8 protein-coding genes are annotated in these 12,555 nt (G+C 73.0%); 1 reads left to right on the plus strand and 7 read right to left on the minus strand.

What is annotated here, in order from left to right; genetic code table 11:
- Positions 1-819: 819 nt before the first annotated feature.
- Entirely contained in the window at positions 820-2,637 is a 1,818-nt protein-coding gene (locus ABD774_RS13825) for an L-lactate permease (RefSeq protein WP_345042263.1), read from the plus strand.
- 274 nt (positions 2,638-2,911) lie between these two features.
- Here the strand turns inward: ABD774_RS13825 and glcF are convergent, their stop codons facing one another.
- The 7 genes from glcF to ABD774_RS13860 form a co-directional block, all read right to left on the minus strand.
- Positions 2,912-4,369 carry a glycolate oxidase subunit GlcF gene (gene glcF, locus ABD774_RS13830; RefSeq protein WP_486327319.1) on the minus strand — a complete coding sequence of 486 codons (1,458 nt, stop codon included), beginning with the start codon at positions 4,367-4,369 and terminating at the stop codon, positions 2,912-2,914.
- 26 nt (positions 4,370-4,395) lie between these two features.
- On the minus strand, positions 4,396-5,808 hold the full coding sequence (locus ABD774_RS13835; protein WP_345042267.1) for an FAD-binding oxidoreductase: 1,413 nt from the start codon (positions 5,806-5,808) through the stop codon (positions 4,396-4,398).
- Positions 5,808-7,403 carry an FAD-linked oxidase C-terminal domain-containing protein gene (locus ABD774_RS13840; protein WP_345042269.1) on the minus strand — a complete coding sequence of 532 codons (1,596 nt, stop codon included), beginning with the start codon at positions 7,401-7,403 and terminating at the stop codon, positions 5,808-5,810. The genes ABD774_RS13835 and ABD774_RS13840 overlap by 1 nt, the downstream gene beginning before the upstream one ends.
- Before the next feature lie 112 nt (positions 7,404-7,515).
- On the minus strand, positions 7,516-9,102 hold the full coding sequence (gene aceB, locus ABD774_RS13845; protein ID WP_345042272.1) for a malate synthase A: 1,587 nt from the start codon (positions 9,100-9,102) through the stop codon (positions 7,516-7,518).
- A gap of 208 nt (positions 9,103-9,310) precedes the next feature.
- Positions 9,311-9,787: a thioredoxin-dependent thiol peroxidase gene (bcp, locus tag ABD774_RS13850; RefSeq protein WP_345042274.1), complete on the minus strand. Its 477-nt coding sequence runs from the start codon at positions 9,785-9,787 to the stop codon at positions 9,311-9,313.
- 201 nt (positions 9,788-9,988) lie between these two features.
- The gene (allB, locus tag ABD774_RS13855) at positions 9,989-11,410 is read right to left on the minus strand and encodes an allantoinase AllB (RefSeq protein WP_345042277.1); all 1,422 of its coding nucleotides are present in this window, start codon (positions 11,408-11,410) and stop codon (positions 9,989-9,991) included.
- Complete coding sequence (locus ABD774_RS13860; protein WP_345042279.1) at positions 11,407-12,552, minus strand: glycerate kinase; 1,146 nt, start codon at positions 12,550-12,552, stop codon at positions 11,407-11,409. Before ABD774_RS13860 ends, allB begins: the two co-directional genes overlap by 4 nt.
- Positions 12,553-12,555: the final 3 nt, after the last annotated feature.

Consider the following 12,555-nt stretch of genomic DNA (forward strand, 5'->3'; position numbering starts at 1 on the left):
GACACCCAGAATCAAATGGCATCAAAAACTTGGCACACTGTTGAGTTCTCAAAGAACAGACACACACCAGCAAGACCCGGGAAACCCACTCCCGAACCCCCACCGGGGCAACCTCTCTAACTTAACCTATCCGAGCCACCATGCCAAATCCGCAGGTCAACCCGCAGCACAGGCACAATCACACCGGCCAGGCACCCCAGAACCACCGTCGCAGCACAAAACCACGAACCAGAACCAGGATTTCCCCCCGGGACCGGCCACCCTCACGGTGTCCGTGCCTCCCTGGCGGGGCTCACCAATATTAAGCAACCCCAGAACCCACGGTCAAACCACCAACCCATGACCCCCATCACACCACCAGCACCCCACCCCGAACAGCCAGCCGACCACCAGAACGCCGACCCGACGCCAACCCGAGCCGGCGCGCGGAGCCTCCGTTCCCGGGCGGTGCACGAACCACCGTCATCTCCAGCCCCACCGCACCGAGCCTCCGCTCTCGGGCGGTGCGGGCCGTCCGGAGCATCTCGTGGGCCGGCGCGAACATGCTCGACGCCGCCGCACCGCCGAGCACCTCGACTGCCTGATGGAGCTGGAGATCGCGAGAGCCGGCGCACTCGCCACGAGAAGCGAGTCGGCGACAGGGACGACCGGAGGAGCGCGACGGCCACGCCTTCGGGCGGCGGTGGAACGCTGACGGTCTCCAGGTCTGTTGCGCCGCGCCACTTAACGGTACGGTGCTGTCCGAACCGCAGCGTGGACTCTATTTTTCATATCGTGAAACCGCTCGCCCGGCGATGACGCCGGGACCCTGGAGGGCTCATGGATGACCTCGCCGTACTCGCACTGCTCGCTCTGCTGCCGATCCTCGTGGTCGGCGCGCTTCTGCTCTGGCTCCGATGGCCCGCCAAGTACGCGATGCCCGTCGGGCTCGCCGTGGTGGTCGTCGTCGCCTCGACCGTCTGGAAGATGAGCTGGACCACGATCGGTGCCTCTGCCGTGCAGGGGCTGCTCATCGCCATCGGGCTGCTCTGGATCGTCTTCGGCGCCCTGCTCCTGCTGGAGACCATCACCAAGAGCGGAGCACTGCAGTCGATCCGCGCCGGCTTCACCAGCATCAGCGCAGACCGCCGGGTCCAGGTCGTGATCGTGGCCTGGCTGTTCGGGTCGTTCATCGAGGGCGCCGCCGGTTTCGGCACGCCGGCGGCGGTCGTCGCCCCTCTCATGCTGGCGCTCGGCTTCCCCGCGATGGCCGCCGTGATGGCCGGTCTGATCATCCAGTCGACGCCGGTGAGCTTCGGCGCCGTGGGCACCCCCATGATCACGGGCGTCGGCACCGGGCTGGCGGGGACGGACGGCAACTTCGTGCCCAACGTCCAGCAACGGGCCGACGAGCTCGGCCTCGACCACGCGGGATTCATCGCCCACACGGCTACTCAGGTCGCGACGATCCACGCGATCGTCGGCATCCTCGTGCCGCTGTTCCTGGTGTGCCTCATGACGGGGTTCTTCGGTGAGCGGCGCAGCTTCAAGGCCGGCCTCGCCGTCGCTCCGTTCACCGTCTACGCGGCCCTCGCCATGGTCGTCCCCTACGTCACCGTCGCGTACCTGCTCGGTCCCGAGTTCCCGTCCATGATCGGAGGCTTCGTCGGCCTCGCTCTGGTGATGTACACGTCCTCGAAGGGCTTCCTCATGCCGAAGGACGTCTGGGACTTCCCGCCGCGCGAGCGGTGGAGCGACCGCTGGATGGGCACGGTCAACCCCGACGCGGAGGCGGCAACGCTGACCAGGAAGATGCCGATCGCCCTCGCCTGGAGCCCCTACGTCATCGTCGCGGCGCTGCTGCTCGTCACGCGCAACGTCCCGGCGATCAAGGCGTTCCTGACCGGTCCGGCCGTCATCAAGGTCAACGACATCTTCGGGTCGGGCATCTCGCAGAACATGGACGTGCTCTACTCCCCCGGCGCCATCTTCCTGCTCGCGTGCCTCGTCACCTACGTCCTGCACCGGATGACCGGGAAGCAGATCGCGGCGTCGTGGAAGGTGGCCAGCGGCCAGCTCGCCGGGGCCGCCGTCGCGCTGCTGTGCGCCCTCCCCCTCGTGCGCATCTTCATCAACTCGGGCGGCGACTACAACGAGGCGGGCCTCAGCTCCATGCCCATCACGCTCGCCGAGGCGGCCGCCAACGTCGCGGGGCAGAACTGGCCGATCCTCGCGCCGTTCATCGGTGCGCTCGGGGCCTTCGTCGCCGGCTCCAACACCGTGTCGAACATGATGTTCGCCCTCTTCCAGTTCTCCACCGGCGAGGGCATCGGCGCCACCAGCCCGGAGACGGTCGTCGCCGTCCAGGCCGTCGGCGGGGCCGCGGGCAACATGGTCGCCGTCCACAACGTCGTGGCCGCCGCCGCCACGGTGGGCCTGCTCGGGCGGGAGGGAGACCTCATCCGCAAGACGATCATCCCGATGACGTACTACTGCCTGGCGGCCGGGTCCATCGGGTACATGTGGATCTTCGGCGTCGGCCTGAACGCGGGGCTGTTCGTGTTCGTCGCGGTGCTGGCCGCGCTGGCCCTCACCGCGTGGAAGATCGCGACCAAGACGGACGCGCCGAACCCTGAGCTCCAGCTCGCGAAGATCTAGGCTCGGCCGCAGAGGCCCCCGTCCGGCAGACGTCGGTCGGGGGTCTCGTCGTCGGGCCCCCGAGCACGACCGACGGGCGAGCGCCCCGACGCGCCGGACGACGACGGGCGCACACGGACCACAACAGGCACGCCGGACGCGCCGGACCACAACGGGCACGCCGGACCACAACGGGCACGGACTCGCCGGACCACCCCGGACTGGCAGGACCCGGCGAACCGCCCGCACGCCCTCCAGGGCGGCTGACCGGCGCGTGAGCGCGACGGCGGGCTTCTCAGCTGCAGCCGCCGGGCCGCCCGCACGCGCACCCGCCGGCCGAGGCCTCCGGCGTGGAGGGCTCCGGCTCCGGGGCAGCCGGCCGGGTGGCCGTGGGTGCCTCCTGCAGGAGGGTGTTCACGTCCTTGCCGAGCAGGGAGGCGTCGAGCACGAGGATCATGTGCGCGGTCGACATGTGCTTGCCCTGGCGACCCAGGGCGTCGGTGATCTGCAGCAGGCAACCGGGGTTCGAGGTGACCAGCAGCTCGGCCTCCGTCGCGGCGACGTTGGTCGCCTTCCGGTCCCCCAGCTCCCGCGCCGGCCCGGGGTTGACCAGGTTGTAGATACCCGCGGAACCGCAGCACAGGTCGCCGTCGGCGATCTCCTTGATCGTCAGCCCGGGAACGGCACGAAGCAGCTGGCGCGGCTGCGAGCGCACCTTCTGCGCGTGCGAGAGGTGGCAGGCGTCGTGATACGCGATGGTGACCGGCAACGGGTGCCGGGTGGCCACGGGCCCGAGCTCGACGAGGACCTCGGAGATGTCGCGGACCTTCTCGGAGAACGCGCGGGCGCGCTCGGCGTACGCGGGGTCGTCGGCGAGGAGGTGGGCGTAGTCCTTCATCGTCGAGCCGCACCCGGCGGAGTTGACGACGATGCGCTCCACACCGGCCTCGGAGAAGGCGTCGATGAGGTTGCGGGCGTAGCGCAGCCCCTCCTCCTCCCGCCCGGCGTGGACGGAGAGCGCGCCGCAGCAGCCCTGCGACGGCGGGGCGACGACGTCGCAGCCCTCCATGTTGAGCACCCGCACGGTGGCGGCGTTGACGCCGGGGTAGAACTCCCGCTGCACGCAGCCGAGCAGCAGCCCGACCGTCATGCGCCGCTCCCCCCTGGCCGGCGTGTACGGGGGGATCCGCACCTGCCGTTCGATCGGCGGTGCGATGGCCTCCATGGTCGCGAGCGTGGGCGAGATCTTCTCGAGCACCTTCGACCCCCGCACGAGCCGGCTCAGCCCGCTGCGCTGGTACAGCGCCAGCGGCCCGCGGACCAGGCGCAGGCGCTCGGGCCGCGGGAAGAGCTGGAAGATTCCCTCCCGCAACGCCCGGTCAGTCAGCGACCGGTGCTGCGACCCACGACGCTCGACCTGCTGCCGGGTCGCCTCGATGAGCTTGTCGTACTGAACCCCGGACGGGCACGCGCTCACGCAGGCCATGCACCCGAGGCAGCCGTCGATGTGCTGGACCATCGAGGCGCTCATCGGCTCGCCCTCGAGGCCCTCCTTCATCAGGTAGATGCGGCCGCGCGGGGAGTCCATCTCCTCGCCCCAGAGGTTGTAGGTGGGGCAGGCGGGCAGGCAGAAGCCGCAGTGCACGCAGTCGTCGATGAGCTCTCGTGCGGGCGGGTGGTGGTTGTCGAACGCTGCGAGCCCGAGAACGTCCGGCAAGGTCGTGGGGGCCTGCGCCGGCTCGGCGTCGCCCATCTGGCCCTTGGGCGTGTCGATGCTCATCAGATCCCTCCCACGAAGCGGCCGGGCGCGAGGTTGCGCCCCGGGTCCAGGCGTTCCTTGATGCTGCGCATCAGGTCGAGCCCGCCGACCGGGCCCCACACGTCGAGCCCGTCGCGCAGCCCGGCCGGCGCACGCAGGACCACCACGGTCCCCTCGCGCGGGCTGGGCGCGGCGGCGCGCAGCGCGGTCACCACGCGGGCCACGACGGCGGCGCCGGAGGCGGTACCAGAGTCGGCACCCGACGCCGTACCGGAGTCGACGCCCGACGCCGTACCGGAGTCGACGCCCGACGCGTTACCGGAGTCGGCACCCGGCGCGGTGCCGCCGGCGGGACTGATACCGGCGTGGAGGACACCGACGGCGGAGCCACGCAGCGCGACGGCCGCACCGTACGCCTGCTCGGCCGCGCGAGCGGCCCGCAGGAGCTCCTTCACGCCGACGAGCGTGGCGGTGGCCTTTGCGCAGACGTCGCCCTCCGGCAGCCGGCCCCACCAGGTGGGCTCCTCCGCCAGGACGCCGTCGACGAGCGCTGCGGCCTCGGCGGCCCGTGCCCCGACGGCGTCGCCCGTGCCCTCGAGCAGCACGGCGAGGGTCGCTTCGTCGCTGCCGGCGGGCCGGTCGAGCTCGACGGCGGCCGGGGCAAGCTGCGAGGCGACCACGGCGCGGGCCAGGTCGGCGACCTCCGCCAGCGGGCCGGTGCGCACCACGTACGCACGGTCGGGTCGCACGGGGTGCAGGCGGAAGGCCGCCCGGACCACGACGCCCAGCGTCCCGAAGGAGCCGGTCATCAGCTTGGCCACGTCGTACCCGGCCACGTTCTTGACGACCTTGCCGCCCGACGTCGCCACCGTCCCGTCGGCGAGCACCACCGTGGCGCCGAGCACGAGGTCGCGAAGCGCGAGACGCTGCAGGCGCCGCGGGCCGGAGGCGGCGGTGGCCAGCGCCCCGCCGACGGTCGAACCCGCCTCGTAGCGCTCGCGGGGGACGTCGGCCACCAGCTCCTGCCCGGCGCGGCCGACGCGCTCCTGCAGGTCGTGCAGCGCGAGGCCCGCCTCGGCGACCACCACGAGGTCGCCCGCCTCGTGCTCCACGAGCCGGTCGAGACCGGTCAGGTCCAGGAGGACGTCGACGCGCTCGGGCGGGGTGCCCCAGTCCAGCGCCGTGCCGCCGCCGCGCGCGACCGTGACCAGTCCCTGCCCGGTCGCCTCCCGGACGAGGGCGGAGACGCTCGCGATCGAGGTGGGCCGCGCGACCACGGCCGCGGGCACGCCGTCGACGACGTCGCCGGGACCGGCCTCGGTGACCTGGCCTGCGCCCTCGAGGCTGCGGGCGAGCGCGGCGAGGTCGGGGACGCCCGCGCCGCCGGCGGGGCGGCCCGGGCGCGCGGCGGCGCCGGTGGCTGCGCTCCTCATCAGAAGACCTCCGCCAGCCCGGCCTCCTGCAGCGGGTGCGCGCCCTGGCGCCGCCCGGGCCGCTCGCCGCACAGGCGCGGCGTGGGGAAGACCTTCCCCGGGTTGGAGATGTTGGCGGGGTCGAACGCGCAGCGGACGGCCTGCATGGTGTCGAGATCCTCCTCGGTGAACATCTTCGGCATGTACCGCGCCTTGTCCGACCCCACGCCGTGCTCGCCGGTGATCGAGCCGCCGTTGGCGATGCACAGCTCGAGGATGCCGCCGGCGACCTCCTCGGCCCGCTCCGCGGCGCCCTCCTCCGCGTCGTCGAAGAGCACGAGCGGGTGCAGGTTGCCGTCGCCGGCGTGGAAGACGTTGGCCACGCGCACGCCGCGCTCCGCGGAGAGCTCGGCGATCTGGCGCAGCACCTGCGGCAGGGCCGTGCGCGGGATGACGCCGTCCTGGACGATGTAGTCGGGGCTGATCCGCCCGACGGCGGCGAACGCGGACTTGCGCCCCTTCCAGATCAGGGCGCGCTCGACGTCGTCGGCCGCGAGACGGGTCTCGAACGCCCCGTGCGCCTCGCAGTGCCGCAGCACCTCGGCGAGCTCGCCGGCGACGTCGGCGGCCGCGCCGTCGAGCTCGACGACGAGCACGGCGCCCGCGCCGGCCGGGTACCCGCAGGCGACGGCCTTCTCGGCGGCCTCGATCGCCAGGGCGTCCATCATCTCGATGGCGGCGGGAATGACCCCGGCGGCGATGATGGCGGAGGTGGCCGCCCCGGCGTCGTCCGTGGACCTGAAGCCGGCCAGGACCGTCTGGACCTCCTGGGGCAGGCGGGTCAGGCGCACGGTGACCTCGGTGACGATGCCGAGGGTGCCCTCGGACCCCACCAGCGCGCCGAGCAGGTCGTAGCCCGGCGGGTCGGGCGCCTTCCCGCCGATCTCGACCAGCTCGCCGGAGGGTGCGACGAGATCGAGCCCGGTGACGTGGTTGGTGGTGAAGCCGTACTTCAGGCAGTGCGCGCCGCCCGAGTTCTCCGCCACGTTGCCGCCGATGGAGCACACGGACTGGGAAGAGGGGTCCGGGGCGAAGTAGTAGCCGTCCGGGGTGGTCGCCCTGGTCAGCGCCAGGTTGATCACGCCCGGGTCGACGACGGCGCGCTGGTTGGCGGCGTCGATCTCCCTGATCTGCCGCATCTGCGACATCACGACAAGGACGCCCTCCGCCCGCGGCAGGGCTCCGCCGGAGAGCCCGGTGCCCGAGCCGCGCGCCACGAACGGCACCTGGTGCTCGGCGCAGGCGCGGACCGCGGTGGCCACGTCGTCGGCGTCCCGGGCGAGCACGACGAGCCCCGGCACCACCTTGTACTGGGCGAGCCCGTCGCACTCGTAGGTGCGCAGGCGCTGCCGGTCGGTGATGACCTGCTCGGCGGGCAGCGCACGGGAGAGCTCGGCGGTGACCCGGGCGAGCGACTCGGCGCTGTCCCGCGACTCGGCGCTGGCCCGCGACTCGGCGCTGTCCGGTGCCCCGGTGCTGTCCGGTGCCCCGGTGCCGCCCGGCACCTGGGCGGTGCCGGGCGCGCCGTCGCGCGCGGGGATGTGGGGGGACGTCATGGCGGCAACCTCCTCGTTGACGACGGCGACGGCGTGCCGTGGGCCCCGCCCCGGCCGGGCGCGGCTCGCGGGCCGGCTGGCCGGCGGGCCGGATCGGCCCGCCGCCGGTGACTCAGGCCATGCGCTCGTAGGCCGGCAGGGTGAGGAAGTCGGCGTAGTCGTCGGCGACGGCGACCTCGAGGAAGGTCTGCTTCGCCTCCTCGTAGTCGGCCGGGTCGCCGGGGAGCTTGGCGATCTCCTCCTCCACGATCCGGTCGATGAGCTCCCGGGTCACCCGGTGGCCGGTGTCGGCGAGCGTGACGTCGTTGTGGAGCCACTGCCACACCTGCGAGCGCGAGATCTCCGCCGTCGCCGCGTCCTCCATGAGGTTGAAGATGGCGACGGCGCCGAGGCCGCCGAGCCACGCCTTCAGGTACTGGATGCCCACGGAGATGTTGTTGCGCAGGCCCTGCTCGGTCACGTCCCCGGGGGTGGCGGCGACGTCGAGGAGCTGGGCGGCCGTGACATGCACGTCCTCGCGCTTGCGGTCGATCTGGTTGGGCCTGTCACCGAGCACGGAGGTGAAGACCTCCTTGCACAGCTCCACCATGCCCGGGTGGGCGACCCAGGAGCCGTCGAAGCCGTCGTCGGCCTCGCGGGTCTTGTCCGCGCGCACCTTCTCGAAGGCCGCCTTGTTGACCTCCTCGTCCTTGCTCGGGATGAACGCCGCCATGCCGCCGATGGCGTGGGCGCCGCGCTTGTGGCAGGTGCGCACCAGCAGCTCGGTGTAGGCGCGCATGAACGGCACGGTCATGGTCACGGCGTTGCGGTCGGGCAGGAGGAAGTCCTTGCCGCGGGTCCGGAAGCACTTGATCACCGAGAACATGAAGTCCCAGCGGCCGGCGTTGAGGCCCGAGGAGTGCTCGCGCAGCTCGTAGAGGATCTCCTCCATCTCGAACGCCGCCGGGTAGGTCTCGATGAGCACGGTGGCGCGGATGGTGCCGCGCGGGATGCCCAGGGCGTCCTGGGCGATGTTGAACGCGTCGTTCCACAGCCGCGCCTCGAGGTGGGACTCCATCTTGGGCAGGTAGAAGTACGGGCCGAGGCCCTTCTCGATCTGCCGCAGGCCGGCCGTGGCGATGTAGAGGGCGAAGTCCACCAGCGACCCGGAGGTCTCCTCGCCGTCGACGAGGATGTGCTTCTCCGGCAGGTGCCAGCCGCGCGGGCGCACGATGATCGTGGCCAGCTCCTCGTCCGGCTTGAGCGCGTAGGTCTTGCCGTTCTCGGCGGTGAAGTCGATGGTGCGGTTGATCGCGTCGAGCAGGTTCAGCTGCCCGCCGACGACGGCGCTCCACTGCGGGGTGTTGGCGTCCTCGTGGTCCGCCAGCCACGCCTTCGCGCCGGAGTTGAGCGCGTTGACGGTCATCTTGCGGTCGGTGGGCCCCGTGATCTCCACCCGCCGGTCCACGAGCCCCGGCGCGGGTGGCGCCACCTGCCAGGAGGCGTCCTCGCGGATGTGCGCGGTCTCGGGCAGGAAGTCCAGGGTGCCGCCGTTCGCGAGGTCCGCCACGCGCCGCCGGCGGGCCTCGAGCAGCTCGAGGCGGCGCCCGTTCAGCTGGCGGTGCAGCGAGGCGATCAGGTCGAGCGCCGCCGGGGTGAGCACCTCCTCGTACCGCTCCTGCGTCTCACCGGTGATCGTCAGGCCGTCGGGAGTTGCCACGATGCGTCTCTCTTTCACGATGCGGAACGAACACTCTTCCTGGTGGAAACAGTAGGTGACAGGCGTCACGCTGGTCAACGCGCATGGCCTCGGCCTTGACGCACCAGGCGGAGCATCGACGGGCTCGGCCCGGCCGGGTCACGACAGACGACGCACGGGGACCGGCCGGCTCGGACGCTGACGAGTCGATGCGCCGGGGCCCGCCGGCTCAGACGCTGACGAGCGACTCGCGCAGCTCGGCCACGTGCCCCCGCGCCTCGACGTCGTAGTAGGCGGCCCGCACCAGGCCCTCGGGGTCGACCACGAACGTCGAGCGGTGCACGCCGTCGAACGTACGGCCGTCGAACGTCTTCGGCCCCCACGTGCCGTAGGCCTCGGCGACGGCGTGGTCGGCGTCGGAGGCGAGCGGGAAGGTGAGCTGCTCGGCGTCGGCGAAGGCGCGGAGGTCCTCGACCGGGTCCGCCGAGACGCCGACGACGGCGTAGCCCGCGCTCGCGAGGGAGGCGAGGTTGTCGCGGAAGTCGCAGGCCTCCGTGGTGCAGCCCGGCGTGGCCGCCTTGGGGTAGAAGTACACGATCACGCCGCTGCCGGTGCTCGCGCGCAGCTCGGCGAGCGAGACGGTCCCGCCGTCAGCGGTGGGCAGGGTGAAGTCGGGGGCGGTGTCGCCGGCGTCGAGCTTCGTCATCTTCCGTGCTCCTTCGGTTCGGTTCGTACGTCCTACGGGTCGGTGAGGACCAGTCTGTTCCGTGACGAGCCGGTCCGTCTCGCGGAGGCGTTCCGGCGCGTCGGCAGTCCCCCGGGAGCGGGCGCGGCCGCGGTGTGGCGGCACGGCCGCGTCCGCCCCCGGGTGGTCCTTGATGGGGCGGGCCTCTCGGGTCCCCGCCGCTCAGGCCTCGCCGCGGCGCAGCAGGGCGCCGGCGGGCTCGGCGCCCGCCTCCTGCCCGCGCAGCAGCGTGCGGCGCACGACGCCGGCGAGCCGCCGCCCGGCGTAGGGGGTGATGGGGTTGCGGTGGTGCAGCCGTGCCGCGTCCACCTCGAACTCCTCCTCCGGGGCGAGCACCGCGAGGTCCGCCTGTCTGCCGACGGCGATGGCGCCCTTGGTCCCCAGCCCCACCAGCGCGGCGGGCCCGCCGGACATCCACCGCACGACCTGCTCGAGCCCGACGCCGCGGCCCCGGGCCTCCGTCCAGACCGCGGCGAGGCCGAGCTGGATCGAGGCGACCCCGCCCCAGGCGGCCCCGAAGTCACCGGTGTCGAGGGCCTTGAGGTCGAGCGTCGACGGCGAGTGGTCCGTCACGACGATGTCGATGGTCCCGTCCAGCAGGCCCTGCCAGAGCGCGTCGCGGTTCGACTCCTCGCGGATGGGCGGGCAGCACTTGAAGGCGGTGGCGCCGTCGGGCACCTCCTCCGCGGTGAGGGTGAGGTAGTGCGGGCACGTCTCGACCGTGACCCGCACGCCCTCGGCCCGGGCCTCCGCGATCATCGGCAGCGCCGCAGCGTCGGACAGGTGCAGGATGTGCACCCGGGCCCCGGTCCGGCGGGCGGCGGCGAGCACCGTGGCGATCGCCTCCTCCTCGGCCCGCGCAGGTCGGGAGCTCAGGAAGTCGGCGTACCGCCTTCCGTGCGCGTGCGGCGCCGTGCCGATGACGCCCGGGTCCTCCGCGTGAACGATCATGAGCCCGTCGAACCTGGCGATCTCCGCGAGGTCCCGCTCCAGCTCCTCCGGCTCGAGGTGCCCGAACTCGGGCACCCCGGAGTCGATGAGGAAGCACTTGAACCCGAACACGCCCTCGTCGTGGAGCGGGCGCAGGTCGGCGGTGCTCCCCGGGACCGCTCCGCCCCAGAAGCCGACGTCCACGTAGGCCGTGCGCCGGGCCTCGGCCCGCTTCACCTCCAGCGCCGGCACGGTCGTGGTGGGCGGCACGGAGTTGAGCGGCATGTCGACGATCGTCGTGACGCCGCCCGCGGCGGCGGCGCGTGTGGCGGACTCGAAGCCTTCCCACTCCGTGCGGCCCGGCTCGTTGACGTGGACGTGCGTGTCGACCAGACCTGGCAGCAGCACCTCGTCGTCGGCGAGGTCGATGGCCCTCTCGGCGGCGAGGCCGGCGCCGAGGGGCTCGACGGCGGTGATGAACCCGTCACGGACGCCCACCTCCACCGCGCGCATCCCCTCCGGCGTGACCGCACGGGCGGCGCGCACCACGAGGTCGAGTCCCCGTGCCCCTTCGACGTCCCGCGGGGCGACCGCGGCGCTCGGCGCGGCCGCCGCGCCGTGGGGCGGGTGGACGGTCAGGTCTGAGGCCTTCATGTGTCCACCGTCTCGTGCTGGGGGGCGAACCGCTGGGCGGCGACGCGCCCGGCGAGCTGTTCGAGGAGCTCCCCCGCGTCGGCGATGCACCGGCTGACGTCGGGCTCGATGTCGGTCAGGGCGTGCACGGCCTCGATGCCGGCGTCCGCGGCCTGCTCACGGGTGAGGGTGGACCGGCCGCACACCGCCACCGTGGGCACGGCGTGGGTGGCCGCAGCCTCCGCGACGCCCATCGGGGTCTTCCCGGCGAGCGACTGCTCGTCGAGGCTGCCCTCTCCGGTGACGACCAGGTCGACGCCGGCGAGACGGCCGTCGAAGCCGGTCAGGTCGAGGACGACGTCGACACCGGGCCGGCGGGTCGCGCCGAGGAGGAGGCAGGCGTAGCCCACTCCCCCGGCCGCGCCGGCTCCCGGGGCGTCGGCGAGCTCCCGCGCCCGGCCGGCGCCCGCGCGTTCCAGCGCGTCCACCCAGGCGGCGAGCCCGGCCTCGAGGTCCGCGACGGCGGACGGGTCGGCACCCTTCTGGGGTCCGTACACCGCGGCGGCGCCGCGCGGACCGAGCAGCGGGTTGTCGACGTCGGAGGCCAGGACGAGCTCCGCCGTCGCCAGAGCGGGGTGAAGGCTCCCGAGGTCGACGGTGCGGACCGTGCGGAGCGCACCCCCACCGTCGGCGAGCCGGCCGTCGGGGCCGGCGAGCCTGGCGCCGAGGGCGGCGAGCATGCCGGCCCCGCCGTCGGTGCTGGCGGAGCCGCCGACGCCGATCACGACCGTGGTGGCGCCGTGGTCGAGGGCGTGGGCGACCAGCTCGCCGAGCCCGCGCGAGGTGGCCCGGCGGGCCGTCGAGTCGTCGGGGTCGACCATCTCGAGGCCCGTCACCGCTGCCATCTCGATGACGGCGGTGCGCCCCCGGACGGCGTACCGCGTGTCGACCGGCTCCCCCAGCGGCCCGGTGGCGGTGAGGGCGACGGGCGTGAAGCCGGCCGCGAGGGCGGCCTGCACGGTGCCCTCGCCCCCGTCCGCCACCGGCAGCTCGTCGATCTCGACGCCGGCGAGAGCACGACGGAAGCCGGCCGCCAGGTGGGCGGCGACCTCGGCCGCGGTGAGCGACCCCTTGAACTTGTCCGGGGCGAGAAGCAGCTTCATGCG

Origin of the sequence: Georgenia daeguensis (assembly GCF_039537705.1) — a bacterium.
Taxonomy (GTDB): domain Bacteria; phylum Actinomycetota; class Actinomycetes; order Actinomycetales; family Actinomycetaceae; genus Georgenia; species Georgenia daeguensis.